The sequence below is a fragment of the Desulfohalovibrio reitneri genome (assembly GCF_000711295.1).
In the GTDB taxonomy this organism is placed as follows: Bacteria; Desulfobacterota; Desulfovibrionia; order Desulfovibrionales; family Desulfovibrionaceae; genus Desulfohalovibrio; species Desulfohalovibrio reitneri.
This window is the reverse complement of the sequence record NZ_JOMJ01000003.1, coordinates 1,154,762-1,178,360: the sequence shown is the minus strand read 5'-3', so window position 1 is coordinate 1,178,360 and position 23,599 is coordinate 1,154,762. Positions and strand designations below refer to the sequence as shown.

The following is a 23,599-nucleotide window of genomic DNA, read 5'->3' as shown; positions in this document are numbered from 1 at the left end:
ATAAAAGGGCGGGCAAAGGAGGCGGGGAATCAGGCGAGTTTTTCGGAATCCAGCAGGATGGTCACCGGACCGTGGTTGACCAGCTCCACGTTCATGGAGGCGGCGAAGCGGCCGGACTGAACCCGGCCCGGCAGCCGGGCGGAGCAGTCCGCCACCAGCCGGTCGTACAGCCCCTCGGCCGTTTCCGGCGGGCAGGCCACGTGGAAGGAGGGGCGGCGGCCCTTGCGGCAGTCCGCGTACAGGGTGAACTGGGAGACCAGCAGCAGCCCGCCGCCGGTGTCCTCCAGGCTCAGGTTCAGCTTGCCCGCCTCGTCCTCGAAGATGCGCAGGCCCATGAGCTTGGCGAGCATCTTTTCCCAGATCGGCGAGCCGGGCAGGTCCTCGCCGTCGCCGCGGCCGAAGCCGACCAGCACGCACAACCCCGGCCCGATCTCGCCCAGCGTCCCGCCCCCGCTCTCCACCCGGGCGCGGGAGACGCGCTGCGCCAGCAGCCGCATCAGCCCGCCTCCGGGATGTAGGCCGCGGACTGGCCCGGCTTCTCGCCCACCTCCACCTCCGCGATGCGCACCCCGGCGTGGTCCGCCAGCCGCTCGGCCAGGCGGTCGTGGATGTGGCGGGCGATGCGCTCCGAGGACACGGAGCGGCCCTCGAAGGCGGGCAGCTGGTTGAGGTGGGAGTGGTCCAGCTCGTCCAGCACGGCCGAAAGCTCCGCCTTGAGCACGCCGAAGTCCAGCAGCATGCCGGTGGCCGGGTCCGGTTCGTGGCCCTCCACCAGCACGGTCACCTGGAAGTTGTGGCCGTGCATGCGCTCGCACTTGCCGCCCTGCTCCAGAATTTGGTGGGCGGCGGAAAAGGATTTCTCGACCTTCAGCCGGTACGGCATGTCACGTCTCCATTGGCGCAGAGTTCCTTCCGCCAGGCCTCCACGGCCTTGTGGAAGTCGGAGGAGGGGTAGACCTTGTATTTGGAGTCCAGCTCCAGGCGGCAGACCGCCCCGTCCACCCGCAGGCAGAGGTACACCGGGGCGTGGCCGGGATGGCTGGCCAGCACCTCGCCCAGGCCGTCCAGCCGCTCGGGGGGCAGCCCCACAACGTCCAGGGCCAGGGTAACCGGCTCCGAGGAGGAGGCCTGGGCCTCGGAGAGGGGCTTGGCCGATTCGGCGAAGAGCTTGGCCTTTTTGGGGGTCTCCTCGTCCACGTCGTCATCGTCCTCGCTGGGGGCTATCTTGGCCGTGACCAGCAGGGGCTGGTCCTCGTCCAGCAGGTGGCGCATCTGTTCGAAGGCGCGAGGGAATACCAGCATCTCGCAGGATGAGGTCAGGTCCTCGATCCAGCAGATGGCCATCTTGTCGCCCTTCTTGGTGTACTTCTCCTGCTTGGAGGTGATGATGCAGGCCACCTTGACCTCGGCCTCCGCGCCCATCTCGGCGCATTCCTCCAGGGTGGCCAGCCGCAGCCGCCGTATCTCCGAGCGGTGGGCCAGCAGGGGGTGGGAGGAGAGGTACAGCCCCAGGGCGTCCTTTTCGAAGCGGAGGATCTTCTCGTCCTCCATCTCCTCCAGGGTCTGCTCCTCGCAGTTGATGCCCAGGCCGGGCAGCTTCCGCGGCTGTTCCGGCAGTAGGCCCATCATGGAGAGCTGGCCGGAGTCGCGCTCCTTCTGCTGTTTCTGGGCCTGGGCGTGCACCCTTTCCAGACCGGCCAGCAGGGCGGCGCGGGTGGTGCCCAGGCAGTCCATGGCCCCGGCCTTGACCAGGTGCTCCAGCACCCGCTTGGTCATCTTGCGCAGGTCCACCCGGGTGCAGAGGTCCAGCAGGGACGTGTAGGGGCCGCCTTCCTCCCGCTGGTCCACGATCTCCTGAATGGCCGCCTGGCCCACGTTCTTGATGGAGCCCAGGCCGAAGCGGACGCCCTTGTCCCCCTCGGCCCCCTCCACGATGAACTGGTAGCGGGAGTGGTTTATGTCCGGTCCCTTGACCGGGATGTCCATGTCCCGGCAACAGGTGATGTACTTGAGAATCTTGTCCTGGTTTTCGATTTCCGAGGTCATGAGCGCGGCCATGAACTCCATTGGGTAGTGCGTCTTGAGGTACCCCGTGTGGTAGGAGATCATGGCGTAGGCGGCCGAGTGCGACTTGTTGAAGCCGTAGGCAGCGAACTTCTCCATGAGGTCGAATATCTCGTTGGCCGTGGAGTCGGGAATCTCGTTCTCGCGGGCGCCCTCCAGAAAGCGCACCCGCTGCTTGGCCATCTCCTCCTCGATCTTCTTGCCCATGGCCCGGCGGAGGATGTCGCCCTCGCCCAGGGAGTAGTTGGCGATGACCTGGGCGGTCTTCATGACCTGCTCCTGGTAGACCATGACCCCGTAGGTGGGCTTCAGGGTCTCCTCCAGGGAGGGGTGGGGGTACTCCACCTTCTCGCGGCCGTGCTTGCGGTCGATGAACATCTCCACCATGCCCGAGGAAAGCGGACCGGGCCGGTACAGCGCCAGCATGGCGATGAGGTCCTCGAAGCAGTTGGGACGCAGCTTCTTGAGGTAGCCGCGCATGCCCCCTGACTCCACCTGGAAGACGCCGTCCGTGTCGCCGCGCGAGAAGAGGTCGAAGGTCTTCTGGTCGGTCAGGGGCAGGGTGTCCAGGTCGGGCGGGGTGATGCCCTGGCGGGCGATGTTGTCCAGGCTGTCCTGGATGACGGTCATGGTGCGCAGGCCGAGGAAGTCGAACTTGATGAGGCCGACCTTCTCGACCTTCTTCATGTCGAACTGGGTCACGATTTCCCCCTTCTTCCCTTTGTAGAGGGGGAGGTACTCGGTCATGGGCTTGTCCGAGATGACCACGCCCGCGGCGTGGGTGGAGGCGTGGCGGCACAGCCCCTCCAGCCTGCGGGAGACGTCCAGCAGCTTCTTCACCTTGGGATCGGTCTCGTAGATGGTGCGAAGCTCCGGCTCCTTCTCCATGGCCTTGTCGATGGTCATCTTCAGCTCTTCGGGGATGAGCTTGGCGATCTTGTCCGCCTCCCCGAAGGTGAAGCCCATGGCCCGGGCCACGTCGCGCACCACCGCCTTGGCCTTCATCTTGCCGAAGGTGGTGATCTGGGCCACCGCGTCCTCGCCGTACTTGGGGGTCACGTAGTCGCGGATGACCTCCAGGCGGCGGCGTTCGCAGAAGTCGATGTCGATGTCCGGCATGGACACGCGCTCGACGTTCAAAAACCGCTCGAAAAGCAGGTTGTAGGGCATGGGGTCGATGTTGGTGATGCGCAGGGCGTAGGCCACCAGCGACCCTGCGGCCGAACCGCGTCCCGGCCCCACCGGGATGTTGTTGTCCTTGGCCCAGTTGATGAAGTCCTGCACGATGAGGAAGTAGGCTGGGAACTGCATCTCGCAGATGACGCCCAGCTCGTACTCCAGCCGCTCCCAGTAGGCCTCGTGCCTGTCCGGCTCCACCAGCTCCAGCCGCTTCTTCAGGCCGTCGCGGCACAGGCGGCGGAACTCCTCGTCCAGGGTCATGCCCTCGGGCAGGTCGTAGACCGGGAAGTGCAGGCTCTTGAGGTCCAGCTCCACATCGCATTCCTCGGCGATGCGCAGGGAGTTGGCCACCGCCTCGGGCGTGTCCGAGAACTCCCGCTCCATCTCCTCCGGGGAGCGGTAGTAGAGGGAGTCGGTGCCGAACTGCATGCGGCCGGGGTCGTCGATGGTGGCCGCGGTCTGGATGCAGAGCAGCACCTCGTGGGCCTGGACGTCGGAGGATTCCAGGTAGTGGCAGTCGTTGGTGGCCACCAGCGGCAGGGACAGGTCGCCCGCCAGCTCCTTGAGCCGGTCGTTGACCGTAAACTGCTCCTGGATGCCGTTGGACTGCAACTCCAGGTAGAAATGGCCCGGAAAAAGGTCGGCGTGGCGCTTGACCACCTCGCGGGCGTGGTCCATGCCCTGCCCCAGAATGGCCCGGGGAACCTCGCCCGCCAGGCAGGCGGACAGGGCGGTCAGCCCCTCGCAGTGGTTTCGCAGCAGGTCGAAGTCGATGCGCGGCTTGTAGTGGAAGCCGGTCAGAAAGCCCTCGCTGACCAGCTTGAGCAGGTTCTTGTAGCCCGCGTTGTTCCTGGCCAGCAGCACCAGGTGGAACCCGGCCGCCTTGGCCGAGTTGGCCGAACGGTCGGTGCGGCCGTTCGGGGCCACGTAAACCTCGCAGCCGAGGATGGGCTTGATGCCGTAATCCTTGGCCTTCATGTAGAACTCCACCGCGCCGAACATGTTGCCGTGGTCGGTGATGGCCGCGGCGGGCATGCCGAAGTCCTTGGCCTTCGTGCAGAGGTCGTCAAGACGGATGGCGCCGTCCAGAAGGGAATATTCGGTGTGGCAGTGCAAGTGGACGAAGGTGGACATGGGGCTCCGAAAAAGAGTTATTTCAATGTGTTATGTTTAGCAGACGAGGATAGCGCAAAGGGCTTCAAAGGTAAACGGAACAGCATGGCGGACGATTTCCCGGAACCCCCCTTCCGAAGGCCCGCACGGGATGATAGATTGTAGCGAAAATCTCCAAAGGAGCGCTCAATGGTCGTGAACAGCAGTTCCCTCGTCGGCGACTGGACCAACCCGCAGCAGAAATCACGTCTCCGCATCGAGGAGGACGGCCGCTACTCCCTGAGCTACCCGGGTGGAGAGGACATCCGAGGCACTTGGCGCGCCGTGGAAAACAGCCTGGTGGTGGTCAACGACTCCGACGCCCCGGATTGCCCGGGAGCCGAAGGCTGCTACAAAGCCAAGGTGGAGGAGGGCAAACTCGTCCTCTCCCCGTTCAACGACGACTGCCCCACGCGCAAGGAACACTTCGCCGCCGGGTTCAGCCGCAAGGAAAAGCCATGATCAAAACCCTCGCCGCCCTCATGCTGGGGCTGCTCCTGGCGTTGGCCGTCCCAGCCCAGTTGTCGGCCGACGAACCGGTCAACTCCACCTTCCTCGCCGACTTGGCCATCCACGGTTACGACCCCGTGGCCTACTTCATCCAGGAAGAGGCCGTGGAGGGCCTGGGCGACTATGAGTTCGAATGGAACGGCACCACCTGGCGATTCGCCTCCGAACAGCATCGCGCGATGTTTATGGAGAATCCGGAGAAATACGCCCCGGCCTACGGCGGCTACTGCGCCTGGGCAGTGGCCCAGGGCTACACTGCGGACGTCGACCCCACCGCCTGGAAAATCGTCAACGGCCGCCTCTACCTCAACTACGACCACGACATCCAGCAAAAGTGGGAACGAAACCATGTACTGCCCCCGGTTTAGCAAGCCTTTTTTAAGAGAGTCCGCGAGTTGATCAGTTCCTGCTCGGTTGTCACCGGGGTTTTATACCCCAGCGCCGAGTGCAGGTAGCCTTGGTTGTATTCTTCGATCCAGGAGCCCAAGGCTTGGCAAAAGGCCGTCGGGCTACGCCATTCATTAATCCAGACCAGCTCTTCCTTCATGGTGCGCATGAAGCGCTCGGTGTCGGCATTGCCTTTTGGGTTGTTGTAGCTGGTGAAGGCGAGTTTGATGTCCATGACGCGGCAAGCCTTCATGAAGCTCGCCGAGGTCGGCTGGCAGCCGTTGTCGGCCATGAGATGAAGACCGCCGTCGCGCACGCCTTCGGGGAACTGCCTGCCGACAGCCGCGTTGAGCGCCGAGAGCCAATGCCACGCCTTGGCCTGGTCGCCGGCGTAATGGCCGACGACCTTCTTGGTGCGCCAATCAAGCACAATGACCACGTACAGCCAGCCGTAGCCGTCAATCTTGATTTTGGTCATGTCGATACCCCACCACTCGTTGGGTCGCGTGGGCCGGGGCTTGACGCCGGTCGGCCTGCGTTTGGCCTTGAGTCGCAGGTTGGGCTTCACCGTGAGGTCATGCTCGCTCATGAGCCGGTAGACGCGATTTTTGCCGACGACTACGCCGTCCACGAAGCGCAGAAACGCCCAGACCCGACGGTATCCCCAGAACGGATGGTCGGCCTTGATGCCGCGAATGCGGGCCAGGAGGTCGGCGTTGCGCTCGGCGACCTTTGCATATGGTCCACGCTTCATCCGAACGGCCCGCTTTTTTTTAGCTCAATGGTCAACTCACCGATCAGGCTTTTGAGCTTCATGTTCTCGCGCTCAAGCTTGGCCGTAGGCTGTGCGCCGTGCTCGGTCTCGAACGCTTTGTGCGCCTGGGCAAGGAATTGATCGCGCCACTTGTAGTACTGGTTCTGCGAGATGGCGTACTCGGCGCACACTTCGCCCACGGGTCGTCCTCGAAGGCCTTCGAGGACGACCCGAGTCTTCTGCTCCGGGGTCCACTTCCGTCGCTTCATGGCAAACCTCCTGCCTGTTGAGAAGCCACGGACTTCCACTTAAATCAAGGCTGTTTCAAACTGGGGGCAGGATATTCCTTCCTCCCCCTCCCCCGCCATCCTTCCAAAAAATGCACTTGGGTCTCGCTTCGCTCGGGGGCTTGGTACGGGCATGTGGCTGCCGAGGGATACCTGCTCAATTTCGCGTTCAACGTATGCGAAGCCAAACGGCCGGGGCGGCGTTTTACCGAGGAAACGCGCCCCTGAGCGCAAGCACGCCGGGATACTCCCTCTCCGCGCCCCACCGTGCGCCATCTCGCGAACCCAAATGCAAAATTATTTTGCCGCAGGGTCCAGGGGGCGCGAAGCCCCCTGGTCGCCCGAAGGGAGAAATCTTCCTTCTTCTCTTCCTACCCCTTCAACGCCTCTATGGGATCCAGCGCGGCGGCGCGGCGGGCGGGGCGGAGGCCGAAAATGATGCCGATGGCCAGGGCGGAGCCGAGGGAGAGGAGGAAGATTTTCCAGGAGAGTTCAATTTGCAGGATGTCGAGCCGGACCAGGAGTTGGCCTAGGGCCAGGCCGAGTCCCTGGCCCAGGAGGGAGCCGGTGACGGTGAGGCCCACGGCTTCGGCCAGGAATTGCAAGAGGATGGCGCCTTTGCGCGCGCCGAAGGCGCGGCGGATGCCGATTTCGCGGGAGCGTTCGCTGACGCTTAAGTAGAAGAGGTTGGCCAGGACGAAGCCGCCCACCAGGATGGCCACGGCCGCTGTGACGCCCAGGAAGGCGACAAGACTGCCCTTGAGCATGGAGAGGAACTTGAGGACTTCGTCGGCGGTGAGGATGGTGAAGTCGTCGCTCTCGCCGGGTTCGAGGTCGTGGAGGTGGCGGAGATAGGAGCGCAGATTGGCGGCGTTGGCCTGCATGTTCTCCACGTCGTGGAACTTGATGCGGAGGGCGCGGAAGTAGTTGCGGTCGAGGTTGAAGCGCTGGGTGAGGGTTGTCAGGGGGAGGATAATGCGGTTGTCGGGCGAGCGGCGGCCGCTGAAGCCGCGCTCGGTGAGGCTGCCCACGATCTGGAAGGGCATGTTCTTGACGAAGATGGTCTTGCCGATGGGGGACTGGCGCCCGAAGAGTTCCTCCGCGGGCTCGGAGCCGATGAGGGCGATCTTGGCTGCCCGGTCCACGTCCTCGCGGGAGATGTCGCGGCCTTCCTCCAGGGGCCAGTCCCAGGCCAGGGCGTAGTTTTCCGTGGAGCCGATGACGTTGTCCAGGGTGATGTGGTTGCCGCCGTAGCGGGCGGTGACTTCGCCCACGGCGCGCATTGGCACGACCATCTTGGCCCCGGGCAGTGACTGGCGCAGCTTGCGGGCGTCGTCCCAGGAGAGGGTGAGGACGCGCTGGCCCACGGCGCGGTTGAAGATGTCGCCGCCCAGGATGAAGGCCGCGTCCGGGCCGAACTGCTCGGTGATCTCGCGGGCCATTTTCTGGGCCCCGTCCACCGAGGCTACGATGACGGTGAGGGAGGCGATGCCCAGGGCGGTGGCGCAGATGACGAAGGCGGAGCGCAGCTTGAAAGCCCAGAGGGCGCGCAGGGCCTGGCCGACGACGTGCCAGGCCAGGAGGGGGCTATTCCTGGTTCGAGACAAGGCCGTCCACCATGGTGATGCGGCGGCCAGCATAGCTGGCTGTCAATTCGTCGTGGGTGACGACCACCACGGTGCGTCCCTGGCCGTGGATGCGGGAGAGCAGGCCCATGATTTCCTCGGAGGTGGAGGAGTCGAGCTGGCCGGTGGGTTCGTCCGCCAGGATGAGCTTGGGGTCGTTGATGAGGGCGCGGGCCAGGGCCACGCGCTGCTGCTGGCCGCCGGAGAGCTGGGCCGGGCGGAAGGAGGCGCGGTCGGCCAGCCCCACCTGGCCGAGGATTTCCTCGGCGCGCTCGCGCAGCTCGCCGGAGGGGGAGGCGGCGTAGAGGCCGGGCAGGAGCACGTTGTCCAGGGCGGTGGCGTAGGGCACCAGGTAGAAGCTTTGGAACACGAAGCCCAGGAGCTGGTTACGCAGGTCGCTGCGCTCGTCGTCGTCCAGGTTGGCCGCCTCCCTGCCGGCGATGGAGTATTCGCCGGAGGAGGGGCTTTCCAGCAGGCCGAGGATGTGCAGCAGGGTGGACTTGCCCGAGCCGGAGGCCCCCTGCAGGGCAACGAACTCGCCTTCGGAGATGTCCAGGCTGATGCCCTTGAGGACCTCCACCGCCGTGTCGGCTTGGCGGTACTCCTTGCGGATGTCCCGCAGCCTGACCAGTGGCTGGCTCACTGCCCGCCTCCGGCGGTTTTGGCGCCTTCGGGCAGCACGATCCTGGTGGCCACGTCATCGCCCGGAGCCAGGCCGGAGAGAATCTGGCTGCGCTCCAGGCCTTCCAGGCCCAGGTCGGGGTCGATCTGTTCGGCCGCGCCGTCCTGCCCGACCCGGAATACGACCTTCTTTTCGCCAACCCATTTGAGGGCGGTGTTGGGCAGGCTGACCACGTCTTGCAGTTCCTGGACAACGATTTGGCACTGGGTGGTCATTTCCGGCCGGAGTTGTCCGGCCTCTTCCTCGTCCAGGTCCACGATGGCCTGGTAGTAGACGATGTTGTCGCGGATTTCCGGCTCGGGGTAGATGCGGTCGATGGTGCCGTGAAAGGTGGTGTCCGGGTGGGCGTCCACGGTGAACTCCACGGGCATGCCCCGCTCGACCTGCCCCACGTCGGTCTCGTCCACGTAGATCCACATTTCCAGCCGGGTGGGGTCCAGCACGGTGATGAGGTTGGAGACCTGCAGCCCGGAGACCACGGTTTCGCCCTCCTGCGCCGTGACCTGGGAAACAATGCCGTCGATGGGGGAGTGGATTTCGGTGTAGGAGATGCGGACCCGGGCTGACTCCAGGGCGGCCTGGGCCTCCCGCACGGACTCCCCGGCCTTGTTCAGTTCGCGCTCGTATTCTTCGTTCAGCCGGCGCAGGGTGGCTTGCCTGGCGGCCACGCGCTTGGCGGCGGTGCGGGCGTCGCGCTCCGCCTTGTCAAGCTCCTCCACGGCCTGGAGGTCCTGCTCCACGAGCCGTTTCTGGCGGCGCAGGGTTTTTTCGGCGAACTCCAATTCGGCCTGGGACAGCCGCAGCTCGGCCTCGGCCTCCTCTATCTGCAGAGGGTAGACGCGGCGCACGCGCTCCAGCTCGGCCCTGGCGCGGGCCAGCCTGGCATTGGACTCGTCGAGTTGGGCCTTTTCCTCGCGGGAGTCGATGACCGCGATGAGGTCGCCCTTTTGCACCCGGTCGCCGATGCGCACCAGCATGTCCTCGATCTCGCCGGTGGAGCGCGCGCCGATCTTGATCTGCGCGCCCACCTCGGCCTTGATGATGCCGGTGGCCTCCAGGACCTTGCGCACGGAGTCGCGCTCCACCTGGGCCGTTTCCAGGACCTCGACGCGCCCTTTCTTTTCGCCGGAGCCGAACAGGTACCATGCCCCGCCCCCGGCGACAGCCAGGGCGAGGAGAAGCAGCAGGATTTTCTTCATACGGGAGTGGGGTCCTTACGCTCCGGCCTTTTGGAAGGCCTCGGCCACCATGGCCTGGGCCTCCTTCTGTATGCGGGCCAGGTGGTCCGGGCCCAGGAAGCTTTCGGTGTAAATCTTGTAGATGTCCTCGGTGCCGGAGGGCCGGGCGGCGAACCAGCCGTTCTCCGCCACCACCTTCAGGCCGCCGATGGGGGCGTCGTTGGCCGGGGCGCGGGTCATCTTGGCGATGATGGGCTCGCCCGCCAGGCTGTCCGCGGGCACGTCCTCCGGGGAGAGGTTCTTGAGCACGGCCTTTTGCTCGCGATTGGCCGGGGCCTGCAGCCGCTCGTAGACGGGGGAGCCGTGCATCTTTTCCAACTCGGCGTACAACTCGGCCGGGTCGCGGCCAGTGCGGGCGGTTATCTCGCAGGCCAGCAGGCAAAGGATGATGCCGTCCTTGTCCGTGGTCCACACGGTGCCGTCTCGGCGCAGGAAGGAGGCCCCGGCGCTCTCCTCGCCGCCGAAGCCGTATTCGCCGGAAAGCAGCCCGTCCACGAACCACTTGAAGCCCACCGGCACCTCGGCCAGCTCGCGGCCCAGGTCGGCGGCCACCCGGTCGATCATGGAGCTGGAGACCAGGGTTTTGCCCACCTTGGCGGTCTCCGGCCAGCCGGGGCGGTGGCGGAAGAGGTAGTCCACGCACACCGCGAGGTAGTGGTTGGGGTTGAGCAGTCCGGCGGAGCGGGTGACGATGCCGTGGCGGTCGGTGTCCGGGTCGTTGCCCAGGGCTATGTCGAAACGGTCCTTGAGTTCGATGAGTCCGGCCATGGCGTAGCTGGACGAGCAGTCCATGCGGATGACGCCGTCCTTGTCCACGGGCATGAAGGAAAAGGTGGGGTCCACCCGGCCGCCCACCACCTCGATGTCCAGGCCCCAGTGCTCGGCGATGGCCTTCCAGTAATCGATGGAGGCGCCGCCCAGCGGGTCCACGCCTATCTTCAGCCCGGCCGAGCGGATGGCCTCCATGTCCACCACGTCGCCCAGCTGGGAGACGTAGGGCGTGACTAGGTCGCGCGGCTCGGTGGTCTCCGCGGCCATGGCCTCCTCGAAATCCATGCGGCGCACGGCGGTGCGGCCCTGGCGCATGATGTCCCCGGCCCGGGCCTCGATCCAGGTTGTGACGTCCGATCCGGCTGGGCCGCCTTCGGGCGGATTGTACTTGAAGCCGCCGTCCTCCGGGGGGTTGTGGGAGGGGGTGATGACGATGCCGTCGGCCTTGGCGGCGGGGCCGGAGCGGTTGTGGTCGAGGATGGCGTGGGAGACGGCCGGGGTGGGGGTATAGCCGTGATTTTCCTGCGGGATGACGCGCACGCCGTTGGCCGCAAGCACGGCCAGGGCGGTCATGTGGGCCGGTTCGGACAGGCCGTGGGTGTCCATGCCCAGGAAAAGGGGGCCGGTGATGCCCTTTTCGCGGCGATAGTCGCAGACCGCCTGGGTCACGGCCAGGATGTGGTCCAGGTTGAAGGAGCGCGACAGGCTGGACCCCCGGTGGCCGGAGGTGCCGAAGCTGACCCGTTCGGCGGGCTTGTCCGGGTCGGGCTTGTATTCGTAGTAGGCCGCCACAAGGCGCGGGATGTGGACCAGCAGTTCGTCGGGCGCGGGCTTGCCGGCCAGGGGGCTCGGGGACATTGCTCCTCCTTGGAGTTCGGCTAATCGCGGCGAGGATAGCGCAAGCGCGCCCTTTTTCCAATACGCCCGGTGCGAACGGCTAGACGGGCGCGTCGATCCAGCCGCGAACCCGGTCCTCGACCTCGGCGCGGATTTCCGCCAGCCGCTCGGCGGTCTCCGCCTCGCAGCGCACCACCACCACGCTTTGGGTGTTGGAGGCTCGCACCAGCGCCCAGCCGTCGCCGAAGTCCACGCGCACCCCGTCGATAGTGGAGGTGGGGTAGCGCCCGGAGAAGTGGTCCACCGCCCGGCGCACGACGTCGAAGTTGGTCCCTTCCGGGGTCTCGATGCGCATCTCCGGCGTGGCGTGGGTCTCTGGCCAGCCGCGCGGCAGGGAGGAGACGGGGCCGTCCGCGCGGGAGGCGATCTCCGCCAGCTTGAGGCAGGCAAGGGCGGCGTCGTCGTAGCCGAAAAAGTCCGCGCCGAAGAACATGTGCCCGGACAGTTCCCCGCCGAAGGCCGCGCCCAGTTCGGCCATTTTCGCCTTCATCAAGGAGTGGCCGGTGGCGGCCATGACCGGATTGCCGCCGTGGTTCTCCACGTCGCGGAAGAAGAGGTGGGAGCACTTCACGTCGCCCAGCACGGTGGCCCCGGGGTGGCGGGAGAGGCACTCGCGGGCCAGCAGGGCGGCCACCCGGTCGTTGGGCCACAGGCCGCCGGTTTCGTCCACCAGCCCCACGCGGTCGCCGTCGCCGTCCAGTCCCAGTCCCAGGTCCGCGCCGCTTTTCCGCACGGCCTCGGCCAGGTCGCGGGTGTTCTCGGCCACCGAGGGGTCGGGGTGGTGGTTGGGCAGGTCCGGGTCCGGGGCGCAGTACAGCTCGATAACCTCAGCGCCCGCCCTACGCAGGGCCTCGGCCGCCACGTCCCCGGCCGCGCCGTTGCCGCCGTCCACCACGACCTTCACGGGCCGCGCCAGGGAGGAGCGTTCGGCCAGGGCGTCCAGGTACGCGGGGAGGATGTCGTGGCGGCTGACGATGCCGGCGCGTTCGGCCGGGGCCGGCTCCTCCTCCATGAGGGCGCGGATGGCCTGGATGTCGTCGCCGTACACGCAGCGCTCCCCGCGCAGAATCTTGAAGCCGTTGTATTCCGGCGGGTTGTGGGAGGCGGTGATCATGACGCCCGCCCACAGGTCCAGGTGGCGGGTGGCGAAGTAGAAGGCCGGAGTGGGCAGACGGTCCAGAAGGACCACGTCCAGCCCGGCCATGGCCAGGCCCAGGGCGGCGGCCTCGGCGTAGGCGGGCGAGGTGTGGCGGGCGTCGCGGGCCACGGCGGCGCGGGTGCGGCCGTCCTCGCGGAAGAAGCGGCCGCAGGCCAGGCCCAGGCGCTCAACCCATTCCGGGTCGAAGTCCTGGTCCACGATGCCCCGGATGTCGTACTTGCGGAAAATGGCCGGATTGATGGGCCGCATGGCGATCCTCCCTGGGAGGGCCTAGGTACGCCAGCCGCCTTGTTCAGGCAAGGGGGACGGTGGCTCGCAGGCTGGTTCCCTCGCCCGGTTCGGAATCCAGGACCAGGTCGCCGCCCAGAAGTTCCAGCCGTTCCCGCATGATGGCCAGGCCGTGTCCCCGGTCCACGTCCGTCTGGTCGAAGCCCTGGCCGTCGTCCCGCACCTCCAGGTTGAGCATGTGGTCCTCGGACCAGACCTTGATGTCGATGTGGCTGGCCAGGCCGTGGCGGGTGCCGTTGCTGAGGGCTTCCTGGGCCACTCGGAAGAGGCAGGCCGCGGCGTCGTCCGGCACCGGGGGCAGCTCTTCCTCGGGCATGTACTCGTACTCCGTGTCCGGGTAGTTGGTGGCGTACTGGCGGCAGAGCCAGTGCAGGGCCTGGTCCAGGCCCAGGTCGTCCAGAACCGTGGGGCGCAGGTCCATGATCAGGCGGCGCAGTTCCCGCACCTGTTCCTTGATGACGTCCGAGGCCAGGGCCAGCCGTCTGGGATCGATCTCCTCGTCCTTCAGCTTGGCCACCTGGGCCTGCTCCTCCAGGATGAGGCCGGCCCCCACCAGGGACTGCACCACCCCGTCGTGCAGTTCGCTGCCCAGGGCCTTGCGCTCCCGCTCGGAGTTGCGCAGAAGCATGCTGATGAGCCTGCGGACCTTCTGCTCGCTTTGCCGCCGCAGCCGGGACTCCTCGGTGAGGGAGTCCATAGAGACGGTCATCTCCCGCAGCCTGTCCACCATGGCGTTGCAGTCGCGGGCCAGCTCGCCCATTTCGTCGTCGCTGATGACGCGGGCGCGGTGGTTTTCGTCGGCGTAGGTCATGCGGCGCATGTCGTCGCGCAGGGCCTCGATGGGCCGCTGGATGGAAATGCCGATGCGGTGGACGAGGACCAGCAGGCTGAGGCCGAATACAGCGATGGCCATGACCGTGGCCAGGAAGCTGGTCTGTTTGCTGCGCTTGGACAGGGCCTCGGCCCTGGCGGCCAGGTGTTTGGCCACGGACTCGGTCTGCTGGGTGAAGAAGGAGACCATGGAGAGGCGGAACTCCTGGCCGGGGATGCCGGTGTCGATGGCCCGGCTGGCCTGCTTGAATACGGCGTCCGCCTTGCCCAGAGTGTCGCGGATGGCCTCCACGTCCTGCCCCACCTCCCGGCTGACGCGCTGGTAGCGGGCGGTGAGGTCCAATACGCGGCCGTGCAGGACGCGCCATTGATTGGTGACGCGGCGGAGGTTTTGCGGGTCGGCTTCGAAGGCCAGCCGGTTGAGGTTGGAGCAGGCCATGACGATGTCCATGCTCACGTCCCGCATACGGGTGTAGGAGGCCTCGCGGGTCTGCACCCAGAGAAAAAGTCCCAGCAGGAGAACGGCCTGCGCCAGGGCCAACAAGCCGAGAAGGCGGAGCTTGCCGCGGATGGTCATCAGTGGATGATGGTCACTCTGCCCGGATCAATGGACATGAGGGGGTCGGGGCAGAAGATGTTCGTGAAGTCGGGCAGCGGCCCCCGCTTTACCACTCCCGTTTGTATGAGCCACTGGGCGTAGTTCTCCATGGTGGGGTAGAGTGACTGGTCCAGGGAGAGCCGGTAGTCGGTGTCCTCCATGAGCTCGCGGACCTTCCGGGGGTCAAGGTCCAGCTTAGCGGAGATGAAGTCCACGGCCCGCCCCGGGTTGTCCCGCAGGTGCTGGATGCCCTGGTCCAGTGAGCGAAGCATGGCCACGGCCAGGTCGGGGTTTGCGCGCACGAAGTCCTTCCTGGCGAGGAGAAAGACGTGGCGCAGGAAAACCGTGTCGTCCGCGAAGACCACCAGGTCGCCGCCCAGGACCTCGCTGGCCTCGCGCATGCGGGATGGCTGCTCGGAAACGGCGTCCACCTCGCTCTTGGACAGGGCCGCGGGCAGCTCCTTGCGCTTCATGGGAACCACTTCCACCTCGGAGATCTCGATGCCGTTTTTCAGGAGCAGGGCGTACAGGTAGTAGTCGCTCCCCCTGCCGCGTCCGGTGACGCCGATGCGCTTTCCCCGCAGGTCGCCAACGGTGGTGATTCCCTTGCCGCGGTCGGCCCAAACCTCGAAGAGCTTGCCGGTGGAGCCCAGGCTGGCCAGGAGGCAGAAGCCGTCGTGGTCGAAGGCGGCCTTGGTGATGGGGAGTCCGCTGGTCCAGCCGAAGTCGTATCCCTTGGCGAGGAATTCGGCCATGGCTTTGGCGCCCTTGCCGTGGTGGCTGATCTCCAGGTCGATGCCGTTCTGTTTGAAGGCGCCGATCTGCTGGGCGGAGGTCAATGGCAGGCCGAATGCCCCGGACCCCATCGAGATGGTGGCTCTCTGCTGGGCGTTGGCGGGGTGCGGCACAGCGAGAAGGAACAGGAGCAGGATGAGAAGTGGCGGGAAGCGCATGAAAAAGACTCCGGTTGTGAAGAATCGCGGAACGGTTTTTCTGTAACACCAGCCGGGTCTGATTGGAAGCGCGTATGCGCGAAGGCGTTGTCGAAGTCGTGGAAAGGGTTGAATCATTCTTGTGGTATGCGCCAGTCACAGTCCGGTGCGGACGGGAAACGCCGGGTTCAGGCCAGGCATCTCCCCGACCACACCACCCGGGCCAGCACGCGCAGGTCATCGCTGGGGTACGGCACACGGACGTCCTCGCAATCCGGGTTGTCGTTGCCCAGGACCAGTTCGCCGGGCAGCCGTTCCAGCCGCTTGATCACCACCTCCTCGCCCATGGCCACCGCGTACACCGAGCCGGGGATGATCTCTGTCTGGGAGCGGTCCAGCAGGAGCAGGTCGCCCCGCACCAGGCTGGGCTCCATGTGTCGGCCGTGCATGGGCATGACCGCCATGGAGGCGATGGTGCCCAGCCTGGAGAGCCAGAAGTGCTGGAAGCAGACCCCGGGCTGTTCCGGTGATTCCTCGAACAGCAGGGAGTCCCGCAGAAGGCGCGGCTCAACCCGTGGCGGGACGACCACCTCCCCTGCCTGGAACACGCGGGGTGTGCCGTAGCCGGAGGATTCAGGCTCGCGTCCGGAGTGATCGGCCCGGGCGGGGCCGCCGGTTTCCGCCTCAACCCGCCTCGGGCCGGATTCCCGGCGCATGCCGCCGCGCCCGTAGAGCAGCCAGTCGATGGAGACGCCTTCGGACTCGGCGGCGTAGCGCAGCCAACTCATGGGAATCTGCCTGCGCTGCCTGGCCGAGGAGACTCCCTGGTGGCTGATGCGCAGCGCCTTGGCCAGCTCGCTGGCGTTGCGCACGCCAAGGGCCTCTTTGAGGCGCTTGAAGCATTCCTCGAATTGTTCTTCGTTCATTTCGCCGTAAGAAAAGGTGGGTTCGCCAACGAAATCCTGTCCCCGCTCCGCCTGGTGCATGCCTGGGCTCCGTATCGCTTTTTTGAATCGAAAGTTCAAATGATAAATACTGACTTGCGCCATGCCTCATTTCGTTGGGCCGCATTCATATTCCGCTTGCCAGTATTCGCAATGTGTTGCTACATGCTCGGAAAAAGCGCAACCTTGAATTGCATAATCCGAAGGAAAGGGGTGGTTCTATGGATATTGGCTTGGAAACATTACGCAATCCCGAACATTTCGAAGAGATATTCCATCGCGTGCAGACGGCCTCGGGCGCCCGCACCCAGGTGGAACTGGCCGCCAGGCTGGGCATCCGCCAGTCCAGCGTGTCCGACGCCAAGAAGAACCGCCGCGTACCCGCCTCCTGGGTTCTGAGCCTGGCCCTGGACGGCTGGAACCCCCGCTGGCTGGTGGCGGGCGAGCCGCCGCGCAGCCTGACCGGAGCGGACGAAGCCGACGCCGAGGGCGTGGCCGAATCGACCACGGGCTACGGCGGTGTATCCATGATCACCGTGCACAGCCAGGACGGGGAGATGGGTGCCGAGGGCCGATGGACCGCCCCGGAGCTGGGCAGGGTGGGCGTGCCCGCCAACCTGGCCCGCCAGGACGTGCTGGCCGTGCGCATGCAGGATTCCGGCATGGCCCCCACCGTGCGCAGGGGGGCCCTGGTGGGCGTGGACCTGGCCAGGCGCGGCGTGCAGGAGGGGGACGTCTACGCCGTGGCCATCCCGGGCATGGGCATGGTCCTGCGGCGGGTCTTTCTGGACCTCTCGGAAGACGCCCTCATCCTCAAGGGCGAGGACGCCGCCGCTCCGGGCGACAGACTGCCCCTGGCCCAGAAAAGCGACCGTCTCATCGGCCGCGTGGCCTGGGTGGTGCAGGAATTGTAGCCATTCCCAACTCCCTTCGCGTCCGCCCCGCTCCGGAGGCGACTTCCTTGCCGGTGGTCCGGCGTGCGTGGGGGGGGCCGCTGTGGGGAAAAAATATACCAAAAAAGTGTGAAAATTATCGCCTGAGGAAAAAGATTGACTTGCCATTCTTTCCTCAGGGTAATAGAAAGTTGGATACGAGACCCGCCCATAATCGCGGCCGTCCTAGGCATGGGGGGCCATGGGCATGATATGTTGTTCGAATCGTAAGCAATGTCAAGCGGGCTGCCCGTACTCTGGAGGCGGGTGGCGAATAAGGTCATGGATTTGACGGTTCCCGCGTTTCTGATGCAGGCAGTGTGCCGGGGAAGGGGGTCGTCATCATGTGGCGCCCCGGATTCATGAAGAAGCGGATATCGGCGCCGAAACCGTAACTGAAGCCACGAGGGGAAGTACCATGAGCTTCGACGAAACGCTGGAGCGTATCAAGAAAGCCACCGGGGCCAGAACCCAGGTGGAGCTGGCCAACATCCTGTCCATCAGGCAGTCGAGCATATCCGACGCCAAGCGGCGCAACTCGGTGCCGTCGGACTGGTTCCTCAAACTGTTCCGCAGCCACGGCCTCAACCCGGACTGGCTGTCCGACGGCATGGATCCCATGTACCTCAAGCCGGAAATGGCCGACAGTTCGGCCAATTTCCAGGGCGTGGCCGAGACCGCCACCACCTATGGCAAAAGCCCGTCCCGCAGCCGGGTCGTCAACGTCTCCTCCATGAGCGGTGTGCGCGGGGAGGAGGGGCAGTGGCAGCCGGACTACGTCAGCCAGCTTGCCCTGCCCGAGACCTTCCACAAGCCTTCCATCCTGGTGGTGCGCGTGGACGGCTCCGGAATGGAGCCCATCATCCGCCGCGGGGCCTACCTGGGGCTGGACGCCGAGAACAAGCGGGTTCGCTCCGGCGAAATCTACGGGCTGCACGTGCCCCACGAGGGGTTGGTGCTCAAGCGTGTCTATTTTGACGCGGACAACAACCGTTTCATCATGCGCAGCGAGAACGCCGAACACCCTGAGCAGACCCTGGAGGCCGCCAAGGCCGAGGAGCGCATCGTGGGCCGGGTGGTCTGGGTGCTGCAGGAACTCTAGCGACGCCTTGCATTCCCGCCCGGGAAACCGGGTGGGCCGATGGCTCTGCACAAGCCCGCCCCAGGCGGGCTTTTTCTTTGCCGGGGTTTTCTTGGACCGGCAAAAGGGGTAGGTTGTCCACCTTCCGCCACCCCCAACCCGGAGACAGCCCATGGCCAGGCAGCTGACCGCGCCGGAACTGGCCGCCCGCAAGGGCGGAGACAAGATCGCCATGCTCACCGCCTACGACGCCGCCACGGCCACCCTGGCCGAGCGAGCCGGGGCGGACGTTTTGCTGGTGGGCGATTCCCTGGGCATGGTGGTGCTGGGCTACGAGGACACCCTCTCCGTTACCATGGAGGACATGCTCCACCACACCAAGGCCGTGGCCCGTACGGCCAAGAGCGCCCTGGTGGTGGGCGACATGCCCTTCGGCTCCTACGCCGTTTCCGTGGAACAGGCGGTGGAGAACGGCCTGCGCTTTCTGGCCGAGGGCGGGGCTCGGGCTGTCAAGCTGGAGGGCGCCAAGCACCTTGAGGCGGTGCGCGCGCTGGCGCGGGCCGGGGTGCCGGTCATGGGCCACGTTGGGCTCACCCCGCAGCGGCTGGCCGAGATTGGCGGGTTCAAGGCCCAGGCGCGCAGCGCTGAGGCCGCCAGGGTGCTGCTTCAGGAGGCTCGCGACCTGGAGCGGGCGGGCTGCTTCTCCCTGGTGCTTGAGGCCGTTCCCTCCGAGGTGGCCGAGCTGGTCACGTCGCGGCTGGACATCCCCACCATCGGCATCGGCGCCGGGCCGGGCTGCGACGGACAGGTGCTGGTCATCCACGACGTCCTGGGCCTCTTCGACCGCTTCACCCCGCGCTTCGTCAAACGCTACGCCGAGCTGGGCTCGGCCTCCGCTGAGGCTCTGGCTGCCTACGTCAAAGACGTGCGCCAGGGCGGCTTTCCCGGCCCCGAGCACGAGTTCCGCCTCTCGGGCGAGGAACGGGAGAAGCTCGAGGAGCTGTGATGGACCCGGCCTCGCTGTGGGACGGGCTGGGCTGGCCCCTTCTCCGCCTCACCTTCTTCATTTCCCTGGGCCTCATCGTGGGCAACCTCATCGAGGCGCTCAACTGGACCCACGCCATGGCCCGCATCGCCTCGCCGCTCATCCGGCTGGCCAAGCTCAAGGACGTGGCCGGGGCCTCCTTCTCCATGGCCTTCTTCTCCGGTGTCTCGGCCAACACCATGCTGGCCGAGGCGCACAAGGAAGGGAAGATCGACCGCACCGAGCTGGTGCTCTCCAATCTTTTCAACGCCCTGCCCACCTACCTGCTGCACTTGCCCACGGTCTTCTTCATCACCCTGCCCTTCATCGGCATGGCCGCGGCCTGGTACGTGGGGCTCTCCCTGTGCGCGGCCGTTCTGCGCACGGCCGTCATCATCGCGGTGGGGCGGCTGACCCTGCCGCCCATTCCCGAGGGCTGCGTGGTCTGCCGCCTGGACGAGGCCGGGCCCAAGTCCTTCGCCTCCGCCCTGGGCAAAGCCTTCCGGCGATTCAAAAAGCGCATCCCGCGCATCCTCTTCATCACCGTGCCGGTCTACACGGCCATATTCTTCGCCAACCGCACCGGGCTGTTCGACCAGCTGGAGTCCTTCCTGGCCAACAACGTGGGGCTGCTGTCCTGGCTGCATCCCAAGACCTTCTCCATCGTGGTTTTCCAGATCGCCTCGGAGTTCACCGCGGGGCTGGCGGTGGCGGGCGCGCTGCTGGAGGCGGGCAGCCTGCCCGCGCGGGAGATCGTGCTGGCGCTTCTGGTGGGCAACATCCTCTCCAGCCCCATGCGCGCCTTCCGGCACCAGTTCCCGTACTACGCGGGCATTTACACTCCGGCACTGGCCCTGCGGCTGATGGTATTCAGCCAGGGGTTGCGGGTGCTGGCCATGTCCTTCGTCACCTGGGTATTCTACGTCACCACCATCTGAGCAAGGAGCCCCGCGTGCGTACCATCGGCATTCTCGGCGGCATGAGTTGGGAATCCACCCTGGAGTACTACCGGCTCATTAATCAGGCCGTGGCCGAGAGCCTTGGCGGACTGCACTCCGCCCCCATCCTGCTGCATTCCTTCGAGTTCCAGGAGATAGCCGACATGCAGCGGAAGGACGACTGGAGCGGGCTGGGCACCAGGCTGGCAGAGGCGGGCTCGGGGCTGGAGCGGGCCGGGGCGGAGTGCCTGCTCATCGCCACCAACACCATGCATGTGGTGGCCCCGGCCGTGCGCGAGGCGTCCTCGGTGCCATTGCTGGACATCGTGGAGGCCACGGGCGAGGAGGCCGTCCGCCGGGGGTACTCCCGCGTGGGGCTGCTGGGCACCCGCTTCACCATGGAGCGCGACATCTACCACACCGTCTTTTCCGAGCGCTTCGGCGTGACCGTGGACATTCCCCCGGACGAGGAGCGGGAGTTCGTCCACCGGGTTATCTTCGAGGAACTGTGCCGGGGCGAGTTCCGCCCCGAGTCCCTGGCGCGCTACGTGGAGATCATCGGCGGGCTGGCCGGGGGCGGGGCGGAGGCCGTGGTGCTGGGCTGCACCGAGATTCCGCTGCTGGTCCGGCCACAGGACTCGCCCCTGCCGCTCTTGGACACCACAGCCCTGCACGCCCGGGCCGCGGCCACCTTCTGCCTGGGCGAAGAGGTTGCCGGAACCTGAAGGCCGGGATACAAGAAATCATGCTCCGGTTTCCTGGTAACCTTCCACTGTTGCTGCTCCTGCTGGTTTGGGCCGCGCCCGCGGCCGCGGAGCCCGGGGACTGGCGGGACGAGTTGAGCACCCTCTCCCTGCCCGAGGGCTTCTCCATCTCCATCTACGCCGAGGTGCCCGGTGCGCGTTCCCTGGCCCTGGGCGAGCGGACGCTGTTCGTTGGCACCCGGGGAACGCGGGTCTACGCCGTGCGCGATTTGGACCGCGACGGTTTCGGCGAGGACGTGCTGCCCCTGACCGAGGCCATGGCCCAGCCCAACGGCGTGGCCTTCCGGGGCGGAGACCTCTACATCGCCGAGATCGACCGTGTCACCCTGCTGGAGGACATTGAGTACCGGCTGACCGACCCGCCGTTCCCCCGGGTGGTCAACGACTCCTTTCCCGAGGACCGCCGCCACGGTTGGAAGTACATCGCCTTCGGCCCGGACGGCTGGCTGTACGTGCCGGTGGGCGCGCCGTGCAACGTCTGCGCCCCGCCCGAGCCCTACGCCGCCCTCCACCGCATGCGGCCCGACGGCTCCGGCCTGCAAACCGTGGCCAGGGGAATCCGCAACACCGTGGGCTTCGATTGGAACCCCGACACCGGGGTCTTGTGGTTCACGGACAACGGCCGGGACTGGCTGGGTGACGAGCGACCGCCGGACGAACTGAACCGCGCCGCCGAAGCGGGCAACCACTACGGCTATCCCTACTGTTTCGGGAAGAACACCCCGGACCCGCGCTACGCGGGGCGGGTGGACTGCTCCCGCTTCACTCCGGCCCAGGTGGAACTGCCCGCCCACGTGGCGTCGCTGGGCATGCGCTTCGTTACCGGCCCCATGTTCCCGGAATCCATGCGCGGCGACATCCTCATCGCCGAGCACGGCTCCTGGAACCGCACCACGCCCATCGGCTACCGCGTCACGCGGGTGAGGCTGAACGAGGACGACGAGCCGCAGGGCTACGAGCCCTTCATCTCCGGCTGGCTGAACCAGGAGACCGGGCAGGCCTGGGGGCGGCCGGTTGACCTGCTGCGGCTGCCGGACGGCTCCATGCTCCTGTCCGACGACGAGGCGGGCCTCGTCTACCGCATCACCTACTCGCCCTGAGCTGTCCGAGGCGGCCCGTTCCCGGACCGCTCATCTGGCGTAGGTTCCCATGAATTCCCCCTTGTCCAGCACGTGTCCCTGCATGGCGTGCAGTACGGCGTCCTTGTCCACCCCTTCGTCCAGACCCAGTTCGCGGTCCAGGGCGTAGAGCGTGAAATAGTAGCGGTGCGTGCCGCCCGGCGGGCAGGGGCCGCCATAGGTGGCTTTGCCGAAGGAATTGACTCCGTGAGCGGCCTTGCCGGGCAGGGTGGCCGCGGCCATGCCCTCCTCAAGACCGGCGGTGTCCGGGGGCAGGTCGAAGAGCACCCAGTGGGTGAAGGTGCCGCCCGGGGCGTCGGGGTCGTCGCAGATCAGGGCCACGGAGGCCGTGCCGCCGGGCAGGCCGGAGAAGGCCAGGGGCGGGGAAAGGTCCTTGCCGTCGCAGGTGTATTTCTTCGGGATGGGTTTGCCGTCGTCGAACGCGGCGCTGGTGATGGTGATGGCCATGCGGTGCCTCCTTGGGTTTTTACCCCAAGGATAACACAGCACGGAAAGCGGTTCCAAGGCTGTCCGGTGGAAAAGCCGGGTGAATCAGCCCAGCCGCCGGGCGCAGGAATCCACAGTGTTGCGCAGCAGCATGGCGATGGTCATGGGCCCCACGCCGCCGGGAACCGGGGTGATGGCCGAAACCCTGTCGCGCATGGCCTCGAAGTCGCAGTCGCCCTTAAGCCCGTCGTCTGTGCGGCTGATGCCCACGTCCACCACCACGGCCCCGTCCTTGACCATGTCGCCGGAGATCATGCCCGGCTTGCCGATGGCGGCGAAGAGGAAGTCAGCTCGACGGGTGTGCTCGGCCAGGTCCGGGGTGCGCGAGTGGCAGACCGTGACCGTGGCGTTGCCCATCTCGGTGGGTTGCTGCAGCAGCAGCGCCAGGGGCTTGCCCACGATGTTGGAGCGTCCCACGATGACGGCGTGCTTGCCCTCGGGCCGCAGGCCGTAGCGGCGCAGCAGTTCCATGCAGCCCGCCGGGGTGCAGGAAACGAAGCCGGGCAGGCCCAGGGCCAGCCGGCCCACGTTCACGGGGTGGAAGCCGTCCACGTCCTTGTCCGGGTTGATGCGGTCCAGGATGGGCTGGGCGTCCAGCTGGCGGGGCAGGGGGAGCTGCACCAGGATGCCGTCGATGGACGGGTCGGCGTTGAGGTCGTCCACCACCCGCTCCAGCTCGGCCTGGGAAGTGGATTCGGGCAGTTCCAGGTGGCGCGAGAGGATACCGGTCTCGTGGCAGGCCTTGACCTTCATGCGCACGTAGACCTTGGAGGCGGGGTCCTCGCCCACGATGACCACGGCCAGTCCGGGCGGACGGCCGTGCTTCTCGGCCAGGGCGCGCACCTCCCCGGCCAGTTCGGTACGTATGGTCTGGGACGTGGCCTTGCCGTCCAGCAGGATCATGGCGGGATTCCTCCGGGCTGGGGTGTCGCTCGTG

At 66.4% G+C, this 23,599-nt stretch carries 23 protein-coding genes; 8 read left to right on the top strand and 15 right to left on the bottom strand.

The genetic code is table 11. The annotated features are described in order from the left end of the window. Positions 1 to 29 precede the first annotated feature (29 nt). Genes dtd through dnaE form a run of 3 tightly spaced genes read right to left on the bottom strand, consistent with a single transcriptional unit; the run spans position 30 to position 4,377 of the window. Positions 30 to 497: a D-aminoacyl-tRNA deacylase gene (gene dtd, locus N911_RS0106200; protein ID WP_029895385.1), complete on the bottom strand. Its 468-nt coding sequence runs from the start codon at positions 495 to 497 to the stop codon at positions 30 to 32. Next, positions 497 to 883, bottom strand: coding sequence for a 6-pyruvoyl trahydropterin synthase family protein (locus N911_RS0106195; protein WP_029895384.1), 387 nt, complete (start codon positions 881 to 883; stop codon positions 497 to 499). The genes dtd and N911_RS0106195 overlap by 1 nt, the downstream gene beginning before the upstream one ends. Further along, on the bottom strand, positions 868 to 4,377 hold the full coding sequence (gene dnaE / locus N911_RS0106190) for a DNA polymerase III subunit alpha (protein ID WP_035104423.1): 3,510 nt from the start codon (positions 4,375 to 4,377) through the stop codon (positions 868 to 870). The genes N911_RS0106195 and dnaE overlap by 16 nt, the downstream gene beginning before the upstream one ends. Before the next feature lie 168 nt (positions 4,378 to 4,545). Here dnaE and N911_RS0106185 point away from each other — a divergent pair, with 168 nt between their 5' ends. Next, positions 4,546 to 4,857 (top strand): hypothetical protein, encoded by a 312-nt coding sequence (locus N911_RS0106185; protein WP_029895380.1) that lies wholly within the window; start codon positions 4,546 to 4,548, stop codon positions 4,855 to 4,857. Then, positions 4,854 to 5,273: a YHS domain-containing (seleno)protein gene (locus tag N911_RS0106180; protein ID WP_051693971.1), complete on the top strand. Its 420-nt coding sequence runs from the start codon at positions 4,854 to 4,856 to the stop codon at positions 5,271 to 5,273. Before N911_RS0106185 ends, N911_RS0106180 begins: the two co-directional genes overlap by 4 nt. On the opposite strand, the gene N911_RS0106175 is transcribed toward N911_RS0106180, so the two are convergent. The 10 genes from N911_RS0106175 to N911_RS0106130 form a co-directional block, all read right to left on the bottom strand. After that, positions 5,270 to 6,046 (bottom strand): IS3 family transposase, encoded by a 777-nt coding sequence (locus N911_RS0106175; RefSeq protein ID WP_051693969.1) that lies wholly within the window; start codon positions 6,044 to 6,046, stop codon positions 5,270 to 5,272. The genes N911_RS0106180 and N911_RS0106175 overlap by 4 nt on opposite strands. Then, positions 6,043 to 6,315, bottom strand: coding sequence for a transposase (locus tag N911_RS0106170; RefSeq protein WP_029895375.1), 273 nt, complete (start codon positions 6,313 to 6,315; stop codon positions 6,043 to 6,045). Before N911_RS0106170 ends, N911_RS0106175 begins: the two co-directional genes overlap by 4 nt. 389 nt (positions 6,316 to 6,704) lie before the next feature. After that, the gene (locus tag N911_RS0106165) at positions 6,705 to 7,940 is read right to left on the bottom strand and encodes an ABC transporter permease (RefSeq protein ID WP_237559906.1); all 1,236 of its coding nucleotides are present in this window, start codon (positions 7,938 to 7,940) and stop codon (positions 6,705 to 6,707) included. Continuing rightward, positions 7,921 to 8,601 carry an ABC transporter ATP-binding protein gene (locus tag N911_RS0106160; protein ID WP_029895371.1) on the bottom strand — a complete coding sequence of 227 codons (681 nt, stop codon included), beginning with the start codon at positions 8,599 to 8,601 and terminating at the stop codon, positions 7,921 to 7,923. Before N911_RS0106160 ends, N911_RS0106165 begins: the two co-directional genes overlap by 20 nt. Next, entirely contained in the window at positions 8,598 to 9,839 is a 1,242-nt protein-coding gene (locus N911_RS0106155) for an efflux RND transporter periplasmic adaptor subunit (RefSeq protein ID WP_029895369.1), read from the bottom strand. The genes N911_RS0106160 and N911_RS0106155 overlap by 4 nt, the downstream gene beginning before the upstream one ends. Before the next feature lie 15 nt (positions 9,840 to 9,854). Continuing rightward, on the bottom strand, positions 9,855 to 11,507 hold the full coding sequence (gene pgm / locus N911_RS0106150) for a phosphoglucomutase (alpha-D-glucose-1,6-bisphosphate-dependent) (protein WP_029895368.1): 1,653 nt from the start codon (positions 11,505 to 11,507) through the stop codon (positions 9,855 to 9,857). 79 nt (positions 11,508 to 11,586) lie between these two features. Continuing rightward, the gene (locus N911_RS0106145; protein WP_029895365.1) at positions 11,587 to 12,954 is read right to left on the bottom strand and encodes a phosphomannomutase/phosphoglucomutase; all 1,368 of its coding nucleotides are present in this window, start codon (positions 12,952 to 12,954) and stop codon (positions 11,587 to 11,589) included. A gap of 43 nt (positions 12,955 to 12,997) precedes the next feature. Continuing rightward, on the bottom strand, positions 12,998 to 14,401 hold the full coding sequence (locus N911_RS17385) for a sensor histidine kinase (RefSeq protein ID WP_051693966.1): 1,404 nt from the start codon (positions 14,399 to 14,401) through the stop codon (positions 12,998 to 13,000). After that, positions 14,401 to 15,375, bottom strand: a complete 975-nt coding sequence (locus tag N911_RS0106135; protein WP_029895361.1) for an ABC transporter substrate-binding protein — start codon at positions 15,373 to 15,375, stop codon at positions 14,401 to 14,403. Before N911_RS0106135 ends, N911_RS17385 begins: the two co-directional genes overlap by 1 nt. A gap of 167 nt (positions 15,376 to 15,542) precedes the next feature. Beyond that, positions 15,543 to 16,280 (bottom strand): LexA family transcriptional regulator, encoded by a 738-nt coding sequence (locus N911_RS0106130; RefSeq protein WP_237559905.1) that lies wholly within the window; start codon positions 16,278 to 16,280, stop codon positions 15,543 to 15,545. Positions 16,281 to 16,519: 239 nt separating this feature from the next. Here N911_RS0106130 and N911_RS0106125 point away from each other — a divergent pair, with 239 nt between their 5' ends. The 6 genes from N911_RS0106125 to N911_RS0106100 all read left to right on the top strand — a co-directional run bounded on the left by N911_RS0106125 (position 16,520) and on the right by N911_RS0106100 (position 22,137). Beyond that, complete coding sequence (locus N911_RS0106125) at positions 16,520 to 17,212, top strand: S24 family peptidase (protein ID WP_051693964.1); 693 nt, start codon at positions 16,520 to 16,522, stop codon at positions 17,210 to 17,212. Between the two features lie 436 nt (positions 17,213 to 17,648). Next, positions 17,649 to 18,332, top strand: a complete 684-nt coding sequence (locus N911_RS0106120; protein WP_029895356.1) for a LexA family transcriptional regulator — start codon at positions 17,649 to 17,651, stop codon at positions 18,330 to 18,332. Between the two features lie 151 nt (positions 18,333 to 18,483). After that, positions 18,484 to 19,317, top strand: coding sequence for a 3-methyl-2-oxobutanoate hydroxymethyltransferase (gene panB, locus N911_RS0106115; RefSeq protein ID WP_029895354.1), 834 nt, complete (start codon positions 18,484 to 18,486; stop codon positions 19,315 to 19,317). Then, positions 19,317 to 20,273 carry a membrane protein gene (locus N911_RS0106110; protein WP_029895352.1) on the top strand — a complete coding sequence of 319 codons (957 nt, stop codon included), beginning with the start codon at positions 19,317 to 19,319 and terminating at the stop codon, positions 20,271 to 20,273. The genes panB and N911_RS0106110 overlap by 1 nt, the downstream gene beginning before the upstream one ends. Before the next feature lie 14 nt (positions 20,274 to 20,287). After that, positions 20,288 to 20,998, top strand: a complete 711-nt coding sequence (locus N911_RS0106105; protein ID WP_029895350.1) for an aspartate/glutamate racemase family protein — start codon at positions 20,288 to 20,290, stop codon at positions 20,996 to 20,998. Between the two features lie 20 nt (positions 20,999 to 21,018). Further along, on the top strand, positions 21,019 to 22,137 hold the full coding sequence (locus tag N911_RS0106100) for a PQQ-dependent sugar dehydrogenase (protein WP_029895348.1): 1,119 nt from the start codon (positions 21,019 to 21,021) through the stop codon (positions 22,135 to 22,137). A gap of 30 nt (positions 22,138 to 22,167) precedes the next feature. On the opposite strand, the gene N911_RS0106095 is transcribed toward N911_RS0106100, so the two are convergent. Further along, positions 22,168 to 22,623 (bottom strand): YbhB/YbcL family Raf kinase inhibitor-like protein, encoded by a 456-nt coding sequence (locus N911_RS0106095; RefSeq protein WP_029895346.1) that lies wholly within the window; start codon positions 22,621 to 22,623, stop codon positions 22,168 to 22,170. 84 nt (positions 22,624 to 22,707) lie between these two features. After that, positions 22,708 to 23,565, bottom strand: coding sequence for a bifunctional methylenetetrahydrofolate dehydrogenase/methenyltetrahydrofolate cyclohydrolase FolD (gene folD, locus N911_RS0106090; protein WP_029895344.1), 858 nt, complete (start codon positions 23,563 to 23,565; stop codon positions 22,708 to 22,710). Positions 23,566 to 23,599: the final 34 nt, after the last annotated feature.

Bases quoted from the DNA above. Each gene is read 5' to 3' on its own strand.
- N911_RS0106095 (WP_029895346.1), bottom strand. From the start codon at position 22,623: ATGGCCATCACCATCACCAGCGCCGCGTTCGACGACGGCAAACCCATC.
- N911_RS0106120 (WP_029895356.1), top strand. From the start codon at position 17,649: ATGAGCTTCGACGAAACGCTGGAGCGTATCAAGAAAGCCACCGGGGCC.
- N911_RS17385 (WP_051693966.1), bottom strand. From the start codon at position 14,401: ATGACCATCCGCGGCAAGCTCCGCCTTCTCGGCTTGTTGGCCCTGGCG.
- N911_RS0106110 (WP_029895352.1), top strand. From the start codon at position 19,317: ATGGACCCGGCCTCGCTGTGGGACGGGCTGGGCTGGCCCCTTCTCCGC.
- N911_RS0106135 (WP_029895361.1), bottom strand. From the start codon at position 15,375: ATGCGCTTCCCGCCACTTCTCATCCTGCTCCTGTTCCTTCTCGCTGTG.
- dnaE (WP_035104423.1), bottom strand. From the start codon at position 4,377: ATGTCCACCTTCGTCCACTTGCACTGCCACACCGAATATTCCCTTCTG.
- N911_RS0106195 (WP_029895384.1), bottom strand. From the start codon at position 883: ATGCCGTACCGGCTGAAGGTCGAGAAATCCTTTTCCGCCGCCCACCAA.
- pgm (WP_029895368.1), bottom strand. From the start codon at position 11,507: ATGTCCCCGAGCCCCCTGGCCGGCAAGCCCGCGCCCGACGAACTGCTG.
- N911_RS0106180 (WP_051693971.1), top strand. From the start codon at position 4,854: ATGATCAAAACCCTCGCCGCCCTCATGCTGGGGCTGCTCCTGGCGTTG.
- N911_RS0106125 (WP_051693964.1), top strand. From the start codon at position 16,520: ATGGATATTGGCTTGGAAACATTACGCAATCCCGAACATTTCGAAGAG.
- dtd (WP_029895385.1), bottom strand. From the start codon at position 497: ATGCGGCTGCTGGCGCAGCGCGTCTCCCGCGCCCGGGTGGAGAGCGGG.
- N911_RS0106130 (WP_237559905.1), bottom strand. From the start codon at position 16,280: ATGAACGAAGAACAATTCGAGGAATGCTTCAAGCGCCTCAAAGAGGCC.
- N911_RS0106185 (WP_029895380.1), top strand. From the start codon at position 4,546: ATGGTCGTGAACAGCAGTTCCCTCGTCGGCGACTGGACCAACCCGCAG.
- N911_RS0106175 (WP_051693969.1), bottom strand. From the start codon at position 6,046: ATGAAGCGTGGACCATATGCAAAGGTCGCCGAGCGCAACGCCGACCTC.
- N911_RS0106170 (WP_029895375.1), bottom strand. From the start codon at position 6,315: ATGAAGCGACGGAAGTGGACCCCGGAGCAGAAGACTCGGGTCGTCCTC.
- panB (WP_029895354.1), top strand. From the start codon at position 18,484: ATGGCCAGGCAGCTGACCGCGCCGGAACTGGCCGCCCGCAAGGGCGGA.
- N911_RS0106100 (WP_029895348.1), top strand. From the start codon at position 21,019: ATGCTCCGGTTTCCTGGTAACCTTCCACTGTTGCTGCTCCTGCTGGTT.
- N911_RS0106155 (WP_029895369.1), bottom strand. From the start codon at position 9,839: ATGAAGAAAATCCTGCTGCTTCTCCTCGCCCTGGCTGTCGCCGGGGGC.
- folD (WP_029895344.1), bottom strand. From the start codon at position 23,565: ATGATCCTGCTGGACGGCAAGGCCACGTCCCAGACCATACGTACCGAA.
- N911_RS0106145 (WP_029895365.1), bottom strand. From the start codon at position 12,954: ATGCGGCCCATCAATCCGGCCATTTTCCGCAAGTACGACATCCGGGGC.